The organism is Amycolatopsis sp. cmx-11-51, from assembly GCF_047608665.1.
Taxonomy (GTDB): Bacteria; Actinomycetota; Actinomycetes; order Mycobacteriales; family Pseudonocardiaceae; genus Amycolatopsis.
The window spans coordinates 293,353-314,049 of sequence record NZ_JADNQO010000006.1; the positions used below are offsets into that span (position 1 = coordinate 293,353).

At 67.1% G+C, this 20,697-nt stretch carries 22 protein-coding genes; 16 read left to right on the forward strand and 6 right to left on the reverse strand.

What is annotated here, in order from left to right:
* Nucleotides 1-52: 52 nt before the first annotated feature.
* Complete coding sequence (locus ACM6LU_RS23130) at nt 53-463, reverse strand: PPOX class F420-dependent oxidoreductase (RefSeq protein WP_414939820.1); 411 nt, start codon at nt 461-463, stop codon at nt 53-55.
* A 314-nt stretch (nt 464-777) separates the two neighbouring features.
* On the opposite strand from ACM6LU_RS23130, the gene ACM6LU_RS23135 reads away from it, so the two are divergent.
* A complete protein-coding gene (locus ACM6LU_RS23135) occupies nt 778-1,485 on the forward strand; it encodes a murein transglycosylase (RefSeq protein WP_414939821.1) in 708 nt (235 codons plus the stop codon).
* Here the strand turns inward: ACM6LU_RS23135 and ACM6LU_RS23140 are convergent.
* Complete coding sequence (locus ACM6LU_RS23140; protein ID WP_414939822.1) at nt 1,458-2,378, reverse strand: NAD(P)/FAD-dependent oxidoreductase; 921 nt, start codon at nt 2,376-2,378, stop codon at nt 1,458-1,460. The two genes, ACM6LU_RS23135 and ACM6LU_RS23140, sit on opposite strands and share 28 nt — an antisense overlap.
* A gap of 54 nt (nt 2,379-2,432) precedes the next feature.
* On the opposite strand from ACM6LU_RS23140, the gene ACM6LU_RS23145 reads away from it, so the two are divergent.
* Nucleotides 2,433-3,002: a helix-turn-helix domain-containing protein gene (locus ACM6LU_RS23145; protein ID WP_414939823.1), complete on the forward strand. Its 570-nt coding sequence runs from the start codon at nt 2,433-2,435 to the stop codon at nt 3,000-3,002.
* 3 nt (nt 3,003-3,005) lie between these two features.
* Here ACM6LU_RS23145 and ACM6LU_RS23150 read toward each other — a convergent pair whose 3' ends face one another.
* On the reverse strand, nt 3,006-3,419 hold the full coding sequence (locus ACM6LU_RS23150) for a tetratricopeptide repeat protein (protein WP_414939824.1): 414 nt from the start codon (nt 3,417-3,419) through the stop codon (nt 3,006-3,008).
* A 72-nt stretch (nt 3,420-3,491) separates the two neighbouring features.
* Here ACM6LU_RS23150 and ACM6LU_RS23155 point away from each other — a divergent pair, with 72 nt between their 5' ends.
* Nucleotides 3,492-3,968 (forward strand): VOC family protein, encoded by a 477-nt coding sequence (locus ACM6LU_RS23155; RefSeq protein WP_414939825.1) that lies wholly within the window; start codon nt 3,492-3,494, stop codon nt 3,966-3,968.
* Between the two features lie 148 nt (nt 3,969-4,116).
* Nucleotides 4,117-5,403, forward strand: coding sequence for a phosphopyruvate hydratase (gene eno / locus ACM6LU_RS23160; RefSeq protein ID WP_414939826.1), 1,287 nt, complete (start codon nt 4,117-4,119; stop codon nt 5,401-5,403).
* Nucleotides 5,404-5,480: 77 nt separating this feature from the next.
* Here eno and ACM6LU_RS23165 read toward each other — a convergent pair whose 3' ends face one another.
* Complete coding sequence (locus tag ACM6LU_RS23165; protein WP_414939827.1) at nt 5,481-5,735, reverse strand: hypothetical protein; 255 nt, start codon at nt 5,733-5,735, stop codon at nt 5,481-5,483.
* Here ACM6LU_RS23165 and ACM6LU_RS23170 point away from each other — a divergent pair.
* From ACM6LU_RS23170 to ACM6LU_RS23215, 10 genes are all read left to right on the forward strand, one after another.
* Nucleotides 5,734-6,096 (forward strand): FtsB family cell division protein, encoded by a 363-nt coding sequence (locus ACM6LU_RS23170; RefSeq protein ID WP_414939828.1) that lies wholly within the window; start codon nt 5,734-5,736, stop codon nt 6,094-6,096. The genes ACM6LU_RS23165 and ACM6LU_RS23170 overlap by 2 nt on opposite strands.
* A 22-nt stretch (nt 6,097-6,118) precedes the next feature.
* Nucleotides 6,119-6,634 carry a DUF501 domain-containing protein gene (locus ACM6LU_RS23175; protein WP_414939829.1) on the forward strand — a complete coding sequence of 172 codons (516 nt, stop codon included), beginning with the start codon at nt 6,119-6,121 and terminating at the stop codon, nt 6,632-6,634.
* A gap of 184 nt (nt 6,635-6,818) precedes the next feature.
* On the forward strand, nt 6,819-7,982 hold the full coding sequence (locus ACM6LU_RS23180; protein ID WP_414939830.1) for a lytic transglycosylase domain-containing protein: 1,164 nt from the start codon (nt 6,819-6,821) through the stop codon (nt 7,980-7,982).
* A gap of 23 nt (nt 7,983-8,005) precedes the next feature.
* Nucleotides 8,006-8,959, forward strand: a complete 954-nt coding sequence (locus tag ACM6LU_RS23185; RefSeq protein ID WP_414939831.1) for an exopolyphosphatase — start codon at nt 8,006-8,008, stop codon at nt 8,957-8,959.
* Between the two features lie 257 nt (nt 8,960-9,216).
* Nucleotides 9,217-10,833, forward strand: coding sequence for a peptide ABC transporter substrate-binding protein (locus ACM6LU_RS23190; protein WP_414939832.1), 1,617 nt, complete (start codon nt 9,217-9,219; stop codon nt 10,831-10,833).
* 93 nt (nt 10,834-10,926) lie between these two features.
* The gene (locus tag ACM6LU_RS23195) at nt 10,927-11,853 is read left to right on the forward strand and encodes an ABC transporter permease (protein WP_076159395.1); all 927 of its coding nucleotides are present in this window, start codon (nt 10,927-10,929) and stop codon (nt 11,851-11,853) included.
* A complete protein-coding gene (locus ACM6LU_RS23200; RefSeq protein ID WP_414939833.1) occupies nt 11,846-12,799 on the forward strand; it encodes an ABC transporter permease in 954 nt (317 codons plus the stop codon). The genes ACM6LU_RS23195 and ACM6LU_RS23200 overlap by 8 nt, the downstream gene beginning before the upstream one ends.
* Nucleotides 12,800-12,805: 6 nt before the next feature.
* Nucleotides 12,806-13,798, forward strand: coding sequence for an ABC transporter ATP-binding protein (locus tag ACM6LU_RS23205; protein WP_414939834.1), 993 nt, complete (start codon nt 12,806-12,808; stop codon nt 13,796-13,798).
* Nucleotides 13,791-14,789, forward strand: coding sequence for an ABC transporter ATP-binding protein (locus ACM6LU_RS23210; protein WP_414939835.1), 999 nt, complete (start codon nt 13,791-13,793; stop codon nt 14,787-14,789). Before ACM6LU_RS23205 ends, ACM6LU_RS23210 begins: the two co-directional genes overlap by 8 nt.
* A gap of 48 nt (nt 14,790-14,837) precedes the next feature.
* Nucleotides 14,838-16,559, forward strand: a complete 1,722-nt coding sequence (locus ACM6LU_RS23215; protein ID WP_414939836.1) for a S8 family serine peptidase — start codon at nt 14,838-14,840, stop codon at nt 16,557-16,559.
* A gap of 88 nt (nt 16,560-16,647) precedes the next feature.
* On the opposite strand, the gene ACM6LU_RS23220 is transcribed toward ACM6LU_RS23215, so the two are convergent.
* The gene (locus tag ACM6LU_RS23220; protein ID WP_414939837.1) at nt 16,648-17,400 is read right to left on the reverse strand and encodes a hypothetical protein; all 753 of its coding nucleotides are present in this window, start codon (nt 17,398-17,400) and stop codon (nt 16,648-16,650) included.
* A 345-nt stretch (nt 17,401-17,745) separates the two neighbouring features.
* On the reverse strand, nt 17,746-19,242 hold the full coding sequence (locus ACM6LU_RS23225) for a S10 family peptidase (RefSeq protein WP_414939838.1): 1,497 nt from the start codon (nt 19,240-19,242) through the stop codon (nt 17,746-17,748).
* Between the two features lie 28 nt (nt 19,243-19,270).
* On the opposite strand from ACM6LU_RS23225, the gene nfi reads away from it, so the two are divergent.
* Entirely contained in the window at nt 19,271-19,951 is a 681-nt protein-coding gene (gene nfi / locus ACM6LU_RS23230; RefSeq protein WP_414939839.1) for a deoxyribonuclease V, read from the forward strand.
* Nucleotides 19,948-20,640 (forward strand): uracil-DNA glycosylase, encoded by a 693-nt coding sequence (locus ACM6LU_RS23235; RefSeq protein WP_414939840.1) that lies wholly within the window; start codon nt 19,948-19,950, stop codon nt 20,638-20,640. The genes nfi and ACM6LU_RS23235 overlap by 4 nt, the downstream gene beginning before the upstream one ends.
* The last annotated feature ends 57 nt before the right edge of the window (nt 20,641-20,697 follow it).

The window sequence follows — 20,697 nt, forward strand, 5'->3', positions numbered from 1 at the left end:
AGGGTCTTCCTGACGAATTCCGTCAGGAAGACCCTTTCATGACATTCGCGCGTCAGACGTTCCGGTTGTGCGGAACGAGATCGAGCGGGTCGTGGTCCGGGTCGTCGACGCCGAGGCTGATGATCCGCGAGGGGTGGATCCGGCTCACCGCGCCGTCGAAATGACCGTCTGCCGTGCGGGCGCCGGTGAGCGCCTCCGCTCGGCCGCGGATCTCGAGGCAGCGAATCCTCGGCGGGTCCTGCGACGGCATGTCGTCCACCACGAACGCGGCCTGCCCGTTGGCGGCCACGTTCCGGAACTTCTTGCTCTTCGCCAGTTCGTAGCCGGTGATGTCGATCGTCCGGGTTTCGGTGTTGTAGGCATAACCGACGGGGCTGACCTGCAGCGTCCCGTCCGGCCGCGCCGTCGCGAGCCGTCCGAGTCCCTGGGTGGCGAGGTAGTCGAGTTCCGCTTCACTGAACATGGGACCCAGTGTGTGACCTCCACTTAACTGGAGGTCAAGCGGTTCTCGTGCGAAGCCGGCCGGACATGCGAGTTTTCTGGATCAGCTTCTCGACGCCGGCGCCGCCGACGGTGAAGTCGGGTTCGTCGAACTCGGCGGCCTGGCCCAGCGGTGCGCCGGCGCCCGATCGGACGGGCCCATAAAGGGCATTCCCAGGTCAGGGCGCACAACGCGGATCACATGACGAATCGGCCCGCAGGTGCCGTTCACCGGTGGCCGGCCCGCCTCATCCGAATGGGTCATCCACCGGCAGCGTGGCGAAGTAGTCTGACCGGGTGGCCGAAACCACCCAGTCGACTGTCGACGCCCCGGAGCACCCCGCGCGCCCTCTGCCGCCGTACGTCCCCAGGCTCGCTTTCGCGGGCGGGCTCGTGCTCACCGGCGTGATCTTGATCATGACCGTCGGGATGAACCGGCCAGGTGGGGAGGAGCCGCCTCCGCCGGCGGAACCGCAGCCCGCGCTCGCGGTTCCCGACCAGAAACCGCAGCCGGGAGTGGCGACGCCGCGAGCCGGGCTCGCCGCGCCGCCCGACCGGCCCACCGTTTCCGACGCGGCCGAACTCGAGACCTGGGCGAAACGGGTGGCCGCGAAGACCCGGATCTCCGCCACCGAACTGTCCGCTTACGGCCGGGCCGAGATGTGGCTCCGGCGGCAGAAGCCGGGCTGTCACCTCTCGTGGGCGACCCTCGCGGGCATTTCCCGCGTCGAAGCGGCACAGGGCAGGCCCGGCCCGACCGCCCTCACGCCGGACGTCTGGGCGAAACAGGCCGTCCGGGCCACCAGCGACGGGCAGCAGCCGGATCCGAAGAATCTCGATGACGTCGCCTTCGCCACCGCCCGGTACCTGTGCGCCGCCGGCGACGACATCGCGACGCCGGAGGGCTGGTGGAAGTCGATGCGGGTGTTCAACCCCGCCGTTCCCTACGTCCAGGAAGTCTTCAGTGCGGCCGACGCCTACGCGGACGCCAGCGTCGCGCCCTGATCTTCGAGCACCAGATCGAAGTTGAGCGCCGACGCCATCCGGTAGGCGTCGCCCGCCGCGACGACCAGCTGCGCCATCGGATCGACGACGTTCCCGGCCGCCCAGACGCCGTCCACGCTCGTCCGGCCCTGCGCGTCCACCGTGATCGAGCCGTCTTCGGCGCGTGCGCAGCCGAGCTGGGCGAGAAGCCGGTCGTGCGGGACGAACTTGGGGCCGACGAACACGACATCGCGTTCGACGAGTTCGCCGTCGACGAGCCGGACCCCGGTCAGCCGGTCGTTTTCGACGGCGAGCTCGGACACCTTCCCGTCGACGATCTTGATGCCCAGCCCGGTCAGCTTCGCCCGGTCTTCGGCCGAGATCTCCTGGGTATGTGCGAAGAACGTCAGGTCCTTGCTCCACTGCCAGACGATCAGCGCCTGATGGACCGACTTCTCGGAGGTGGCGAGCACGCCGAAACGCTGGTCGCGTACCTCCCAGCCGTGGCAGTACGGGCAGTGCAGCACGTCGGTGCCGAAGCGTTCCGCGACGCCGGGGACGTCCGGCAGTTCGTCGGCCAGCCCGGTGGTCACCACGATCCGGCGCCCGCTGATGACCCGGCCGCTCGCCAGTTCCACCGCTTTGTCGTGCCGTAGCCGGTGGACGACGTCCTCGACGATCTCCACGCCGTAAGCGCGGACTTCGTCACGGCCCAGCGCCAGTAACTCTTTGGGTGGAATCCCGTCCCTGGTCAGGAAACCGTGCGCGTGCGCGGCGGGGGCGTTGCGCGGGGTGCCGGCGTCGATCACCACGACCTCGCGCCGAGCCCTGCCGAGGACCAGCGCCGCGCTGAGGCCGGCGACGCCACCGCCGATGATCACCACATCGAATTCGTCGTTCATGATCCCGAGCATCCGTCTCCGGCCGATATCTGGCAAAGTTCATTGCCGGTTTGGCAAACTGGGGACATGGAGGACATCGAACGGCGGCTCGCCGAGGTCGGCCCGAGGCTTAAACAGCTCCGCAAGGAACGCGGCACCACCCTCTCCGCGCTTTCGGAGGCGACGGGGATCTCCGCCAGCACGCTCTCGCGGCTCGAATCGGGCACGCGGAAGGCCACCCTGGAACTGCTGCTGACGTTGTCGGAGGCACATCAGGTCCCCCTCGACGAACTGGTCGGCGAACCCGAGCCGTCCGACCCGCGGGTCCGGATGAAACCGCAGAAATTCGGCCGGTTCACCGCCTGGTCGCTGAGTGCGCAGCCGGGTCAGCCGCAGGCGTTCAAACTGCTGATCCCGGTCGAGGATATCGAACCGGTGCAACGGACACACGAGGGCTACGAATGGATGTACGTCCTCAGTGGACGGTTGCGGGCGGTGCTCGGCGACCGCGACTTCACGATGGGACCTGGCGAGGCCGCCGAGTTCGACACGCGGGTGCCGCACTGGTTCGGGAGCGCGGGTCCGGGTCCGGTGGAACTGCTGGTGCTGTTCGGCAAGCAGGGCGAGCGGGCCCACCTGCGGGCCAAGTCCAAATGAGTGTCAGTCGCGCAACGCGATCCGCGCGCTGACCTCGCTGATCGCTTCCAGATATTCCGGGATCGGATGCATCGCCGACGCTATCCGCATCTGCGCGAGCGCCTCGGTCAACCGGCCGAGGCGCTGGAGGGTCCGCCCGAGCACGAACCGCGCGTAATGATCGGTGGGGTCCAGTTCCAACACCCGGGTGAAGGCGCGCTCGGCCCGCCGCAACTGTGCGGAGTGGAAGTACGCCCGGCCCGCCAGCAGCTGCACGCTCGGTTTGTCGGTCTCCTCCTCCAGCAACGGCTGGAGTGCCTTGAGGGCGTCGAGCGGTTTGCGGCTTTCGACCAGCGCCTCCGCCTGCCGGAAGGCGCGGAACCGGGATTCACCGGACGAGTCCGGACCGGGTTCGGGGTCGGGTTCGGCATCCATCATGGTCCGCTCCACGATACCCCTGGGCAGGGTCGTTCACGAGGAGCTGAAACGGTCATGGTGGACTGTCCTGTCATGAGCAGTGCCGAAGAACGCGAGCCCGGCTATCTCGGGCTAGCGCCGTACCTCTACTACTCCGACGCGACCGAAGCGGTCGCGTGGCTGGTCAGGGTGTTCGGGTTCACCGAGGAAGTGCGCTTCGCCGACGCCTCCGGCGAGGTGTTCCAGGCCACGCTGCGCGCCGGCCCGGCCAAGATCCAGCTGGCCGGGGTGGGTCCCGAATACTGGGACGCCAAGGGCGTCGACGGCCCGGTCGGTCAGCTGAACATCATCTACGTCGCCGACGCCGACGCGCAGTACGAGCGGATTCGCGCAGCCCTCGGCGACGACGCCGACCTCGACGCGCCGCAGGATCAGCCCTACGGCGCCCGCGTGTTCACCGTCTCCGACATCGGCGGCAACAGCTGGACGTTCTGGCAGCAGTTCTCCGACACCGTCGAGCTCCCGTCGGGCTGGCGAGAAGTCCGCGCAGGTGAACCAGTCGCCGAATAGGTACCGCGGAGCGCGGCTTCTCCGTTGAGGGTGGTGGCGGGAAGGTACGCGCACCGCGCGATGTGGCGCGTGCCTCCAACGGGTGAACCACGCCGACGGCTAGGCTGAGGCCGGTCACCGCAGGCACAACCCACATGAGGAGCATGGCGTGGCGCTCATCGAGCAGGTAGGCGCTCGCGAGATTCTGGACTCGCGAGGCAACCCGACGGTCGAAGTGGAGGTGGCCCTCGACGACGGCACGCTGGCGCGGGCCGCGGTCCCCTCGGGTGCGTCCACCGGCGAACACGAAGCCGTCGAGCTGCGTGACGGCGACACCGGCCGGTACAACGGCAAGGGTGTCGAGCGCGCGGTCGCGGCCGTCCTCGACGAGATCGGCCCGGACCTGGTCGGCACCGACGCCGTCGACCAGCGCATCGTCGACCAGAAGCTGGTCGACCTCGACGGCACGCCGGACAAGGGGCGCCTCGGCGCGAACGCCATCCTCGGCGTTTCGCTCGCCGTCGCGAAGGCGGCCGCCGATTCCGCCGAATTGGAACTGTTCCGCTACCTCGGCGGGCCGAACGCGCACGTGCTGCCGGTGCCGATGCTGAACATCCTCAACGGTGGCGCGCACGCCGACACCGAGGTGGACATCCAAGAGTTCATGATCGCGCCGATCGGCGCCGAGTCGTTCCGCGAGGCCCTGCGCTGGGGCACCGAGGTCTACCACTCGCTGAAGTCGGTGCTGAAGGGCCGCGGCCTGGCCACCGGCCTTGGCGACGAAGGTGGCTTCGCGCCCAGCCTGAAGAACAACCGTGAAGCGCTCGATCTGATCCTTCAGGCGATCGAGAAGGCCGGATACGCCCCGGGCCGCGACATCGCGCTCGCGCTCGACGTCGCCGCGACGGAGTTCTTCTCCGACGGCGCGTACACCTTCGAAGGTGCGAAGAAGAGCGCCGAGCAGATGTCGGCCTACTACGCCGAACTGCTGCGCGACTACCCGCTCGTGTCCATCGAGGACCCGCTGAGCGAGGACGACTGGGACGGCTGGGTCCAGCTGACCGCCGAGGTCGGCGAGAAGGTCCAGATCGTCGGCGACGACCTGTTCGTCACCAACCCGGACCGCCTCGAAGAGGGCATCACCCGCCGCGCCGCCAACGCGCTGCTGGTGAAGGTCAACCAGATCGGAACGCTGTCGGAGACCCTCGACGCGATCTCGCTGGCCACCTCGTACGGCTACAAGTCGATGATGAGCCACCGGTCCGGCGAGACCGAGGACACCTTCATCGCCGATCTCGCCGTCGCGACCGGTGTCGGCCAGATCAAGACCGGCGCCCCGGCGCGCGGTGAGCGGATCGCCAAGTACAACCAGCTGCTGCGGATCGAGGAGACCCTCGCCGACGCGGCGCGTTACGCCGGCGACCTCGCCTTCCCGCGGTTCAGCCCGGAGGGGTGAACCGGAAGTGGTTTTCGATCTCTTGAAGTCGCGCCGTTCCGCCGGTAGGCCCCGCTATCGCGATGGCAGGGCGCCCTTCACGTGCTCGCCGGGCTTGGTTGCGGAACGCCGCGCCCTGGCAGCGCGATCGCGGTCGGCGCGATAGAGATGATGGCGGACCGGGGGAGGGCGCGGACCCGTCGTAGCGGGCGCGCGACCGGCGGCGGCTCCAGCAGGGGCCGCCGGCCGGAGCGCGCCCGGCGAACCACGACGACGGAGGTCCGCACCCGAACCCGGCTGCGCCGCAGCCTGGCGGCGAAGAGGGCATCGGGTGCCGCGAAGGTGCTCGGCATGTCCACCACCCGCCGGGCCGCGGTGGTGGCGATCGTGGTGTGCGCGCTGGCGTTCACCATCGCCGTCCCGCTGCGCACGTACCTCAGCCAGAAGTCCGAAGTGATCGAGCAGCAGCAGCTGCAGTCCGAACTGCAGCGGAGTGTCGCCACCCTGGAAGGTCGCAAGGCCGAACTGAGTGACCCCGCGCAGATCGAGGCGGAGGCCCGTAAGCGCTTCGGTTTCGTGAAGCCCGGCGAGACGCCGTACATCGTGCAGCTCCCCGAGGACAAGGCGCCCGAGCAGGGGCAGCCGCAAGGCCAGCAACCGGTGCCCGCGGGCTCCTGGTACGAGAAGCTGTGGGCCCAGGTCGCGGGCGATTGAGTTCCCCGCCCCGGTTAGCCTTATGGGCGTGAACAGCACGGAAAAGTCCTCTTATGAGCCTGTGACCGACGCCGACCGCGAGATCATCGCGGACCAGCTCGGCCGGGCACCCCGTGCGCTGCGCGCCGTCGCCGCGCGCTGCCCGAGCGGCCACCCGTCGGTCGTGCAGACCAGCCCCCGCCTCGACGACGGCACCCCTTTCCCGACGCTCTACTACTTGACCTGCCCGAAGCTGACCTCGTTGGTCGGCACGCTCGAGGCGTCCGGGCTGATGAAGGAGATGACCGACCGGCTCGCGGAGGATCCCGAGCTGGCGGCCGCCTACCAGCGGACCCACGAGAGCTACCTCGCCGAACGCGACGCCATCGACTCGCTCGGCCACGAGGTCAGCGCGGGCGGGATGCCCGGACGCGTCAAGTGCCTGCACGTCCACCTGGCGCACACGCTCGCCGTCGGTCCAGGGGTGAACCCGTTCGGGGACGAAACCCTCGCGCTGCTTAAGGCGAACGGGTGGCCGTCGGGTGACTGCCAGGGGTAACGCCTGCCCCCGCTATACAGATAGTTCCTCCAGGTGGGTTAATTCACCCGATATCGACCAACTGGTCCGCCCCAATGGGGTGAAACCGGTCACCGCATGCGGCAGGCTGGGTACCAGGTGTGGGTGGTCGGGGTGGGCAAATAACGGATCGCCGAGTCGTGATCCGCCGGGAGGGTTCTGAGGTATGCGCGTGAGGCACGTGCCAGGCGCGGTGGCCGGTCATGTCCGGAGGCTCTGTCTCCGGCACCGCACGATCGCCGCGGTGACCGGAGGGGTCCTCGCCATCGTCCCGGCCGGTGCCGCGGTCGTCGGGGCGGGCAGCTGGGCCGCGACGGCGAGCACGATCCACTCCGACAACGTCGCCCTCGTCGGCGGCTATGACCCGAAGAACCCGCTCGTCCAGCAGATCGGCGTCGACGGCAGCCTGCCGAACGCGCCGACCCCGCTCCCGCTCCCCGCGGACGAACTCCCCAACGGACCGCTCGGCATCCCGGTCACCGCGCTCGCCGCGTACCGCAACGCCGCCGACGTCCTCATCGCCGAACAGCCCGGCTGTCATATCGACTGGGCGTTGATCGCGAGTATCGGCCGGATCGAGTCCAACCACGCGCGCGGCGGATTCGTCGACGCCAAGGGCAACACCCTCGAACCGATTCTGGGCCCGCAGCTCAACGGCGCCGGTCCGTTCGCGGCCATCCCGGACTCCGACGGCGGCAAGTTCGACGGTGACACGGTCTGGGATCGCGCCGTCGGCCCGACGCAGTTCATCCCGTCGACTTGGAAGGGCTACGCCTCTGACGGCAACGGCGACGGCGAGTCCAACCCGAACAACATCTTCGACGCGGCGCTGGGCACCGGCCGGTACCTGTGCTCCGGCGGGCTCGATCTGTCCAAACCGGATCAGCTGCGCGCGGCCGTGTTCCGCTACAACCACTCCGACACCTACGTGAACACCGTGCTGATCTGGGCCGAGGCCTACCGCACGGGGGTGATGCCGACACCGGACAGCAAGGTGCCCGTCGGTGCCCCGAACGCCGCCGCCGCACCGCCGCCCACCTCGGTTCCACCGCCTCCAGTGCCGTCGACGCCGCCCGGTTCGGTGACGCCGCCGCCTTCGTCGACCTTGCCGGGGACGAATTCACCCTCGTCGTCGAAATCGACGACGACGACCCCGAAGCCGCCGCCGTGCTCGCCGGTCACCGTGACGGAGACGGTCCAGACTTCGAGCACGAGCCCGACGAGCACGAGCCAAACCCCAAAACCGCCGCCGACCTGTACCTCGCCGACGACGACCACAACGACCACGACAGTGACGTCACCGACCAGCAAAGCCACCGGCCCCACTTGATCGGCATTGTCTAAGCTCGGAGCATGCCTCGTGTTGCCGCGATCGACTGTGGAACCAACTCCATCCGCCTGCTCGTCGCCGAGCTGACCCCCCGCCACGACGGGACGGTCGACCTGCGCGACCTGCACCGCGAGATGCGGATCGTCCGCCTCGGCCAGGGCGTGGACGCCACCGGCAAGCTGGCTCCCGAGGCGCTCGAGCGCACCCGCGAGGCGCTGGCCGACTACACGGTCGCCGCGCGTCGCAAGGGGGCGGAGAAGGTCCGCATGGTCGCGACGTCGGCGACCCGTGACGCGAGCAACCGCGATGAGTTCTTCGCGATGACACGCGAGGTGCTCGGCGTCGAGGCCGAAGTCATCAGCGGCGACGAAGAGGCCCGGCTGTCCTTCACCGGCGCTGTCGGCGAGCAGGATCCGGACGACGGCCCCTTCGTGGTGGTCGACGTCGGCGGCGGTTCGACCGAACTCGTGGTCGGTACCTGGGACGGCCGCCAGGCCGAGGTCATCGCGGCCAAATCGGTCGACATCGGCTGCGTCCGCATCACCGAACGCGCGCTGAAGTCCGACCCGCCGACCGAGGCCGAGATCGCCGAAGCCCGGGAGCTGGCCGCCAAGGTGCTCACCGAGGCCTTCGACGTCGTGGACGTTTCGACCGCGAAGACGTGGATCGGTGTCGCCGGGACGGTCACGACGCTGACCGCCGTGGCGCAGGGGCTGTCCGAGTACGACTCCGAGCGCACTCACCTTTCGAAGCTCTCCCACGCCGACATCGACCGTGTCGCGCAGTCGCTGCTGACCGCCGACCACGCGACCCGCGCCGCGAACCCGGTGATCCACCCTGGCCGGGTCGACGTCATCGGCGGCGGTTCGGTGATCGTGCAGGTACTGGCCGAGCAGTTCGCCACACGCAGTGGTCCCGGCGAATTGGTGATCTCCGAGCACGACATCCTCGACGGGATCGCGCTGTCGCTGGCCTGAACGGCGGGTTTTCTCTTACGTGAAGCCATTTCTTTAGGTGATCAAGCGGTGACCTCCAGTCCGGATTGACCCATTCGGCGGAGCTTGGTTCCTACCAACGTTGTGCTCTGACCGGGTGGTCCGGCACACCGTCACACATTTGCAACACCAACGCACTGTGATCGGGTTCACCTGTCCCATAGCGTCGTCTCACCTTCTGGGCGGTAGGGCGCGACCAGCGCCCGCCGGACTATCCGACGACGAGAGTTGGAGGGGACATGCGGGCTTCACGCGGGTTCTGGGGAGCGACGGCGGTGGTGGCCACGGCGGCCCTGCTGCTGACGGCCTGTGGAGGTGGTGGGTCCAGTCAAGACAAGGGGTCCGGTGCCGCCGACGCCAACGCGGCGGTCTCGGTCTACGGCACCGAGCCGGAAAACTCGCTGATTCCCGCCAACACCAACGAACTCGGTGGGTCCAAAGCCCTCAAGCCGGTCTTCTCGGCGCTGGTCGGCTACAAATCCGACACCGCCGAGCCGTACAACCTGATGGCCGAATCGATCACCACGACCGATTCGAAGGTCTTCGACATCAAGCTCAAAAAGGGCTGGAAGTTCCACGACGGGACCGAGGTCAAGGCGAAGAACTTCGTCGACGCGTGGAACTACAGCGCGAACGGCAAGAACGGCATGCAGAACGCGTCCTTCTTCGAGCAGATCCAGGGCTACGACGAGATCAGCGCCAAGGAGCCGGCGGTCAAGGAGATGTCCGGGCTCAAGGTCGTGAACGACTACGAGTTCCAGGTCACCCTCAAGGGGCCGTTCTCCGTGTTCGCCACCAAGATCGGCTACCTCGCTTTCGCGCCGCTGCCGGACAAGTTCTTCGCCGACCCGGAGGCGTTCGCCAAGGCCCCGATCGGAAACGGACCGCTGAAGTTCGTTTCGCGCACACCGAACCAGAACATGAAGCTCACCCGGTACGACGAGTACCAGGGTGAGGACAAGGTCAAGTTCAAGGATCTGGAAGTCCGCATCTACACCAGCCAGGAAACCGCGTACCAGGACCTGCTGAGCAACCGCCTCGACTTCATGGAGGCGCTCCCGCCGGCGGCGAAGGCCGGTGGGAAGTACAAGACCGACCTCGGTGAGCGGCTGGTCGAAGGGAACCTGCTCGGCATCAGCGCGCTCGCGCTCCCATACTACGTCCCTGGCTACAACAACCTGGACCTGCGCAAGGCGATCTCGCTCGCCATCGACCGCGAGCAGATCGTCAAGACCGTCATGAACGACACCTACTCGCCCGCCGACGGCTATGTCTCACGCGGTATCGAGGGTTACCGGCCCGGCGTCTGCGAGTTCTGCAAGTTCGACCCGGTGAAGGCCAAGGAGTTCTGGGCGAAGTCCGGGTACACCGGCAAGCTGACCATCGCCTCGAACGCGGACGGCGGCCGTAAGGAACCGCTGGTCGCGGCGTGTAACAGCATCAAGAACGCGCTCGGCGTCGAATGCGACTTCGTCCCGGCGACCGACTTCGGCCAGTGGCGCAGCATCGTCAACGGCAGGCAGCTGACCGGGATGGGCCGTTCCGACTGGTCGGCCGACTACCCGTCGATCGAGAACTACCTGAACCCGCGCTACAAGAGCATCGGTTCGTCGAACGACTCGACGTACAACAACCCGGCCGTCGACGCGCTGCTGAAGCAGGCGGACCAGACCGCCGACAAGGCGGCCGCGATCAAGCTGTACCAGCAGGCGGAGGACCTGATCGCGAAGGACCTGCCGCAGATCCCCGTGTGGGAGGAGAAGGGCGTCGGCGGCAAGTCGAACCGGCTCAAGGTCGCGAAGCTCGACTTCGGCCGTCTCGCGGATTACTCGTCCATCGAGGTCGCCGCAAAGTAACCGCGTGGTCGTGCGGGCCGGGAGCGGCGGATCACCGCTCTCGGCCCGCCGGAACCCCGGCTCCCACCACGCGATCCCCAGGACGGCACGCCCATGTCCCAGTACATCCTCCGACGACTGCTTCAGCTCATCCCGGTCTTCTTCGGCACCACTTTCCTCATCTACGCCCTCGTGTGGGCGGTGCCAGGTGACCCGTTCGCCGGCAAATGCGGGCAGGTCGCCTGTCCGCCCGCCTACATCGAGATGATGACCGCGAAGTTCAACCTCGACGATTCGATCTTCGTCCAGTACTTCAAATACCTCGGAAACCTGTTCACCGGCGACTGGGGTGAGACCTTCAACGGCGTCTCGGTCGGCGAGCTGATCGGGAACGCCTATCCGGTGACTGTCCGGCTCGCGCTCATCGCCGTGGCCATCGAGGCGATCATCGGGCTATCCGCCGGCATCCTGACCGGCCTGCGCGGCAAGGGCTTCCTCGACAACCTCGTGTTGATGTCCACCACGTTCCTGATCTCCATCCCGGTGTTCGTCACCGCGATCGTGCTGCAGATCATCCTGGGATCGGAACTGGGCATCATCGACGCGAGCGTGTCCGAGGACGCCACGATCGGCGAACTGATCGTGCCCGGCATCGCGCTGGGCAGCCTGTCCATGGCCTATATCGCCCGGCTGACCAGAACGAGTATCGCGGAGAACCGGCACGCCGACTACGTCCGCACGGCCGTCGCGAAAGGACAGCCACGCAGCCGGGTCGTCGGTGTGCACCTGCTCCGCAACTCGGTGATCCCGGTGCTGACCTTCATCGGCACCGACATCGGCGCGCTCATGGGCGGGGCCATCGTCACCGAAGGCGTGTTCAACATCAACGGCATCGGCGGGCTCATCTTCCGCGGCATCCAGAACCGGGAGGGCGCCACCGTCACCGGCGTCGTCGTCCTGCTGGTGATCGTCTACCTGCTGGTGAGTCTCATCGTCGACCTGCTCTATGCCGTTCTCGACCCGAGGATCCGTTATGACTGACCCGAACGTGGCAGGCGGCGTGTCCTCTGTGGACATCGCGGCCGCCGGTGTCGCCGATGATTCGGCGCTGGCGCACAAGCCACGCAGTCTCGGTGGCGACGCCTGGCGGATGTTGCGCCGCAGGCCGTCCTTCATCATCTCCGCCGCCATCATCGCGCTCGTCGTGTTCATCGCGATCGCACCCGATCTGTTCAGTTCCCGTCCGGCCGGGTTCAGCGATCTGACCCACGCCAACGAGGGACCGTCCACGGACGCCTGGTTCGGTTACGACAACCAGGGCTACGACGTCTACGCGAGGACCATTCACGGCGCGCGGGCGTCGTTGCTGGTCGGCGTCTTCGCGACGGTGCTGACCATCCTGATCGGCTCGATCGTCGGGATCGTCGCCGGGTACTACGGCCGTCTCATCGACAGCCTGTTCTCGCGGATCGGCGACGTCTTCGCGGCGCTGCCGTTCGTGCTCGGCGCGATCGTCATCCTGACGACGTTCAACGCCCCGGGCACGAACCCCGGCGCGGTCACCATCATCATGCAGGTGGTGTTCTCGATCGCGGCGCTGAGCTGGCCGGTGGCGATGCGGATCATGCGGTCGGCGACGCTGGTGGCCAAGCAACTCGACTACGTCAAGGCCGCGCGTGGGCTCGGCGCGAGCACGCCACGCATCGTGTTCCGGCACCTGCTGCCCAATACGGTCGCACCGGTGCTGGTTTACGGCACCATCGCGCTCGGCGCGTTCATCGGCGCGGAGGCGACGCTGGCCTACCTCGGTGTCGGCGTGCGGCCGCCGGTCGTTTCGTGGGGCGTGATGATCAGCGACGCACGGGACTACTTCCGAGTGAACCCGCACATGCTGTTGTTCCCGGCCGGGTTCGTCACCGTCACCGTGCTCGCGTTCGTCATGCTCGGTGACGGGGTCCGCGACGCGCTCGACCCGAAGGCCCGGTGATCGGCTGTGTCCGACGAACTGTTGCTCGAGGTGGAAGACCTCCACGTCGAATTCCGTACGTCCGACGGCGTCGCGACCGTGCTCAACGGCGTCGACTACTCCGTGCGCGCCGGGGAAACCCTCGCCGTGCTGGGAGAGTCCGGTTCGGGCAAGAGCGTGACCGCGCAGACGGTGATGGGGATCCTCGACAGCCCGCCCGCCGTCGTCACCGGTGGGGCCGTCCGCTATCGCGGCGAGGACCTGCTCACCGCCACCGAAGAGCGGCGGCGTGCGGTCCGGGGCGGGGAGATCGCGATGATCTTCCAAGACGCGCTCTCCGCGCTGAACCCGGTCTTCACCGTGGGGTTCCAGATCGAGGAACAACTGCGGGTCCGGCTCGGTATGTCCAAAAAGGACGCACGCAAGCGGGCGATCGAACTCCTCGACACCGTCCGCATCCCGGCCGCCGCCCGGCGGATCCGCGAGTACCCGCACCAGTTCTCCGGCGGGATGCGGCAGCGCGCGATGATCGCGATGTCACTCGCGCTCGACCCGGACCTGCTGATCGCGGACGAACCGACGACCGCGCTGGACGTCACCGTGCAGGCCCAGATCATGGACCTGCTGGCGGAGATCCAGGCCGAGCGGCGGATGGGGCTGATCCTGATCACCCATGATCTGGCGGTGGTCGCCGAGGTCGCCGACCGGATCGCGGTGATGTACGCGGGCCGGATCGTCGAACAGGCCGACGTCGCCGAGTTGTTCCGTTCGCCGGGGCATCCCTACACCGAGGCGCTGATGGCCTCACTGCCGCGGCTCGACCTCAAAGGACAGACGCTGGAGACCATCAAGGGACTGCCGCCGAGCCTGCTGAACGTCCCGCCCGGTTGCCCGTTCCATCCGCGCTGCCCGCGGGCGGAGAGCCGGTGCGAGTCCGAACGGCCCGCCCTGCACACCCTCGGTTTCGGCCGGGTCAGCGCCTGTCATTTCGCCGACGAGGTGGTGAGCGGTCGTGTCTGAACCCATTCTGCGGGTCGAGAACCTGGTGAAGTACTTCCCGGTGCGGGCCGGGGTTCTCTTCAAACGCACGATCGGCCAGGTGAAAGCGGTCGACGGGGTCTCCTTCGATCTCATGCCAGGGGAAACCCTTGGTGTGGTGGGGGAATCCGGTTGCGGTAAGTCCACCTTGGCCCAGGTGCTGATGCGGCTGGAGGAGCCGACGGGCGGGCTCGCGACCTTCGAAGGCCGTGACATCTTCGCCTTGCGGGGAGCCGAACTCAGGAAGTTGCGGCGCGAGATCCAGATCGTGCTGCAGGATCCGTACACCTCGCTGAACCCGAGGATGACGGTCGGCGACATCATCGGCGAGCCCTTCGAGATCCACACCGAGGTGGCGCCGAAGGGATCGCGGGCGGCGAAGGTGCGGGAGTTGCTCGACGTCGTCGGGCTGAATCCCGAGCACATCAACCGCTATCCGCACCAGTTCTCCGGCGGGCAGCGCCAGCGCATCGGGATCGCGCGGGCGCTGGCGTTGCGGCCGAAGGTCATCATCTGCGACGAACCGGTCTCCGCACTGGACGTTTCGATCCAGGCGCAGGTGATGAACCTGCTCGGTGAACTGCAGAAGGAATTCGGCCTCTCCTACGTGTTCATCGCACACGACCTGTCCGTTGTCCGTCACCTTTCCACGCGGGTCGCGGTGATGTATCTCGGCAAGATCGTGGAAATGGGCACGGAAGAGGAGATCTACGAACATCCGTCGCATCCGTACACCCAGGCGCTGCTGTCCGCGGTCCCGGTCGCGGATCCGGCGCTGCGCGGACAGCGGCAGGTGATCCGCCTGGAAGGGGACGTGCCGAGTCCGCTGGATCCGCCGTCGGGCTGCCGGTTCCGTACCCGGTGCTGGAAGGCGCGGGATTTGTGCGCGGATCAGGAACCGGAATTGATCACGCGGACCGGTGGGCATTTGTCCGCCTGCCATTTCGCGGAGGAGAAAACCGTCGTTCCTTGACTTTGGTAGGGACTTGGTTTGCGTTAATCGTTTCTATGGAGGCAGGAAATGAAAAGATCCAGATCTCTCGTCTTCGCGCTCGCGGTACCGCTGTTCGGCGCTGTCGTGGCTGCGCCGACGGCGTCCGCGCAGCCGCAGCTTTCCGGGGCGGCGACCGAATTCTCCGTGCTGGCCCGTGAAGGGCAAGGTGTCGCTTCGGTGGAAAAGGCGATTCGCGCCGCCGGGGGAACCGTCGTGACGAGCAACGCCGCTGTCGGCTTGGTCACCGCGACCGCGCCCGCCAACGGTTTCGCCGAACAGGTCTCCGCGGACCGCTCGGTTTTCGGTGCGGCCAAAGCGAAGCCGATTGGCACCGCGCCGAAGAACGGCAAGGCGAAGCCCAAGCCGAACGTCGTCGAGAAGGAGGGCCGCGGTGCCGCGTCGGCCAAGAAGCCGGCAAAGCCGAAGACCGTCGGCATGGACCCGCTCGACGATCAGCTCTGGGGTCTCCAGTCCGTCCGTTCGGACCTTTCGCGCACCAAGCAACCGGGTGACAAGCGGGTAAAGGTCGGCATCATCGACACCGGTGTCGACGCGAGCCACCCGGACATCGCGCCGAACTTCGACCTCGCCGCGTCGCGGAACTTCACGAAGGACATCGTCTCCGACGTGAACGGCGCCGTCGTCGACGGGCCGTGTGAATACCGCGGCTGCAAGGACCCGGCGGACCACGACGACAACGGGCACGGCACGCACGTCGCCGGCACCATCGGCGCCGCCGCGAACGGCTTCGGTGTCTCGGGCGTCGCGCCGAACGTGACGCTGGTGAACATCCGCGCCGGGCAGGACTCGGGCTTCTTCTTCCTGCAGTCGACCGTGGACGCCATCACCTACGCCGGCGACGCCGGTGTGGACGTCGTCAACATGAGCTTCTACACGGACCCGTGGCTCTACAACTGCACCTCGAACGCGGCGGACACGCCCGCGCAGCAAGCCGAGCAGCGCACCATCATCGAGGCGACGACCCGTGCGCTGAACTACGCGCACCGCAAGGGCGTCACCCAGGTCGTCTCGCTGGGCAACCAGCACAGCGACCTCGCCGCTCCGCAGCAGGACGTGACGAGCCCCGGCTACCCGTCGAACAGCACGCACCCGCGGCCGATCGACAACGCGAGCTGTCTCTCGCTGCCCATCGAAGGCCCGCACACGATCGGCGTTTCGTCCTTCGGGCCTTCGCAGGCGAAGGCGGACTACTCGAACTACGGCGTCGAGCAGATCTCGGTCTCCGCGCCCGGTGGTTACTTCCGTGACTACTTCGGCACCCCGTGGTACCGCACGGTCGAGAACCAGATCCTCTCGACGTACCCGCGCAACGTCGGCGTCGCGGAAGGCAACATCGACGCGGCCGGGAACATCACTCCCGACGGTGTCACCGCCGGTGTCCAGAAGGCGACCGCCGCCGACGGACGGGTCGGCTACTACCAGTGGCTGCAGGGCACGTCGATGGCGTCGCCCCACGCGACCGGTGTCGCCGCGCTCATCGTTTCGCATTACGGCAAGGGTTCCCGCGACTTCGGGATGAACCCGGACGCGGTGCAGCGAGTGCTCGAGGGCACGGCTTCGGACATCGCCTGCCCGGTGCCGCGGACCGTCGACTACCTGAAGGAAGGCCGGGACGCTTCGTTCACCGCCACTTGTACGGGTGACGCTTCGTTCAACGGCTTCTACGGTCACGGTGCCGTCGACGCCTGGTCGGCCGTCACTCGCGGTTCCCAGTACCTGCGAGGCTGATGCTTTAGCTTCTCCGGATGCCATGAACGGTCCGTTCCTTGCGAAATTTGCGAGGAACGGACCGTTCATGGCGCGATGGGTTGGGCTGTCAGGCGGCCCGATCTCTTCGGACCACAAAAATGGCTGGCCTCGGGCGGCGTGCCGCGGCCTCGGCAGCGGCACGGAGCTCGGCGATGACCTTGTCCGGCTCGTCGCGAATCCGGGACGGCAAGGTTTGCACGACGACGATTCCTGCGGCCGCGTATCGATTGTTGCGGTGGAGAGTCTTGCGGTAAGCGTCCCTGCCGAAGTGGAAGGCATACGAATCGATTTCCCATGCCATGGCGAGCTCATCACACCATGAGTCGGGTTTGCCGATGTAGTTGCCGAAAGCGTCGTAGATCTTGACGTTCTGCTCGGCTGGAGGCAGCCCTGTTTTCTTCCAAATCGCCAATGCCGCTGCTTCGGGTACCGACTTGACCTCGGCCGCTAGCTCTCGGAGCACGGCACGCGGGAGGGCCGTTCCGCGTCTGCTGCCCGACTCGAGTTCGCCGCTCAGCTCATCGACTGTGCACAGACCTGTCTCAACGGCTTCGATGAGCACGGCTCTAACCGGGTCGAGGACGCGGATACGCCTAACGCCGTCCAGGACAGCTCGAGCCGGCGCCGCCAGTGGGACTCCTTCGATCACGCGACGTTCCGGCATGGTGATCGTTCTTTCGATGATTGTGAACTTGACGCTTCGCACTTTGCGCTGTTCGGGAATGAGTACGTGGACGGTTCCGTGAGGTCCGGCCTGGCGTAGGCCATACCGTCGCGCGGCCTCGAAGCCGGTGACAACCCCCAGGCCGTCGGTGAGCATCAACGCCGCTTCGACTCGTTGTCGCGCGGTCGGTTGTTCCTTCGAGAGAAGGACGATGCCTGGGAGCAGATGAGTCCATCTTCCGCCAGGCTGGCATCTTCGGTACGACGTGCTTTGCGTGACCCCCAGTTCCTCCAGGGTCGCCACACGGATGACGTCGTATCGGCTGTGTTGACGTAGGTATGAGTCTGTAAGCGGAGCTCTGGATAGGTACATGTCGACATCGTGAACCGGAGAACCGACAGAAGTCGGTGCCAGAGTGCTATGAACGGTCCGTTCCTTGCGAAATTTGCAAGGAACGGACCGTTCATAGCACTAGGCGAGGCAGTAGGTGACGAAGGTGAGTCACCGCCCCGAAGCGGCTTTCACGAACTTCGCCAGATCCTTCGACTGCCGCACCCGTGACTCCTCGTTCACGTACATCATGTGCCCGGCGGGGTAGTACGCCGTGTCGATGTTCTCCCGCAGTTCCTCGGGAATCTGCAGGCGCGCAAGGACGTGTTCCGAAGCGAAGTAGGGTGTCGCGCCATCGTAGTGACCGAAAGCGACGTGCACCCGAAGGTGCGGATTGGCGCGCATGGCCGAGGCGAGGGAGTCCACAGAGGACACTGAGCGCCCCTCGAAGTCCGAGTACGACCAGGCCTTGAACACGTCCGTCGAAAGGACCTCGTACGGCAGGTCGTTTTCGTAACCCAGTTCCGCGCGCACGTAGTGGTTGAGCCCGGCGGCGTAGGCGCCGATGATCCGTGAAATCGACGGATCGTCGCTCATGTGCTCGCGGCCGCCGTCGGGCTCCCAGGTGGTGAACCGGCCGTCCATCCGGCCGACGACAAGACCCTTGTCCCGCAGCAGCTCGGTGAAGTACCGGACGTGCTCGATCCGCAGGTTCACGCGGTCCACATAGGACTCACCTAGTCCCGTCAGGGAAGCGAGTGTCGCGACGGCCTCGGCGCGGTCCTGTGTGGATAGACGCGCGCCGCGCGCGAGAGCCCAGGGGAGTTCCTTGGCGGCGAAGTCTTCGGCGTCCGCGAGGACGTCGTCGAGCGGGCGGTCGCCGTGGAGGCCGTGGTAGTGCGCGATCGCCGCGTACGTCGGGACGTAGAGCGTGTACGGCAGGTCGTTGCCCTCAGTGAACCGCAACGTGCCGAGATCCAGCACCGACGAGATCAGCAGCAGCCCGTTCAGGTACATCCCGTGGCGTTCCTGCAAATGCGCCGCCAGCCCGGCCGCGCGGAGCGTGCCGTACGACTCGCCCGCCAGGAACTTCGGCGACAGCCAGCGCTGTTTGCGCGAGACCCACAGCCGGATGACCTCGCCGATGGACTCGATGTCGGCCGTGTACCCGTGGTACTCCTTGGCCTTCTCGCCGTCCACGGCACGTGAGTAGCCGGTCGACACCGGGTCGATGAACACCAGGTCGCTGTGCGCCAGCAGGGTTTCCTGGTTGTCGGTCAGCCCGTAGGGCGGCGCGACCGGGTCGTCGACGTCGCCGGACAGCACGCGGCGCGGTCCGAGCAGGCCCATGTGCAGCCAGACGCTCGCGGAGCCGGGACCGCCGTTGAACGCGAACGTGACCGGACGCGTGCCGGGTTCCGCGTCGTCGAGCGTGTACGAAATCACGAACACCTCGGCCTTGGCCTTGTGGCCTTCGGACTTGCCGTCGGTGATGACCTCCTTCCGCAGCACGATCCGCCCGGTCTGGGCCGTATACGCGAGCTTTCTGCGCTTGAGCGTCAGCGTGTGCTTCGTCGTGACCAGGTCGTCGATCGGCTCGATCTTGGTTTCCACCGACGGGGTGTCCTGCTCGTCGGTGGACTTTTCCTCGGGATTGGTGTCCGGCATGGTCCCAACTTACTGGCAGTCTGTACGGGTGGACATCGTCACGACGCATGATCGCCCGAACACGACCGCCGAAGCGATCGAACTCCAGGAGACACTGCGTGGCCTGGTCGATCGCGAGGACCGTTGTCCACAAGAGATCGTGACGGTCACCGGGCTGGACGTCGCCTACGACGAGGACAGTGGTCTCATCGCCGCCGCCGCGGTCACTCTCGAAACCGCCGATTTCCGCGTCGTGGAAAAGCGGACCGTCGTCTCCGAGGTCTCGTTCCCATACGAACCGGGCCTTTTCGCTTTTCGTGAGCTGCCCCCGCTGCTCGAAGCGTTGCGCGCGCTCGAGCGCACCCCGGACCTCCTGGTCTGCGACGGGCACGGGCTGGCCCATCCGCGCCGGTTCGGGCTGGCGTGCCACGTCGGCGTCGTGACCGGCTTGCCGACCCTCGGTGTCGGCAAGACCCGTTTCATCGGCGAACACGGCGAGCCAGGGCGGGAGCGTGGCGCCAAGGAACCCCTGGTGGACGACGGCGAGGTCGTCGGAATGGTCCTGCGCACCCAGGACGGCGTGAAGCCCGTCTACGTCTCCGTCGGCCACAAGATCTCCCTGGACAACGCTTGCCGTCAGGTACTGCGGTTGTGTCCGGAGTTCCGGCAGCCGGAGACGACCCGGCACGCCGATCGTCTCTGCCGCGACGCACTGAAAGAGGCGTCATGAAGTTCCGCACCGTCGCCGAACTCGACGCCGAGGTCGTCGGCTGCCGCGCCTGTCCGCGGCTGGTCGCGTGGCGCGAGGAGATCGCCGTGGTCAAACGCGCTGCCTTCGCCGGCGACACCTACTGGGCCCGGCCTGTGCCCGGGTTCGGCCCGCCGGACGCGTCGCTGGCGATCGTCGGCCTCGCCCCCTCGGCGCACGGTGCGAACCGGACCGGTCGCATGTTCACCGGCGACCCCTCCGGTGACGTCCTGTTCAAGGCCCTTCACCGGGTCGGTGTCGCTTCGCAGCCGACGTCGACCCATATCGGTGACGGTCTCGAACTGCGCGGGACCCGGATGGTCTCCCCGGTGAGATGCGCGCCACCCGCCAACAAGCCCACACCTGAGGAACGGGACACCTGCCGATCTTGGCTCGCCGAAGAGCTCACCTTGCTGAGGCCGACGCTTAAGGCCGTCGTCGTGCTCGGCGCGTTCGGCTGGCAGGCCTTGCTGCCGGTGCTCGCCGAGGCGGGCTGGACGGTGCCGACGCCGCGCCCGAAGTTCGGACACGGAGCCGAGGTGAGACTCGGTGACCTGCGCCTCTTCGGCTGTTACCACGTGTCGCAGCGCAATGTCCAGACCGGCCGCCTGACGCTTGACATGGTGTGCGACGTCCTGGCCTCCGCGACCTCGGCGGCCGGCCTGAACTGAATCGGTGCGGAAACCGTGGCGACGCTGGTCACAGCGGGATGGGGTATCCGAGCGATC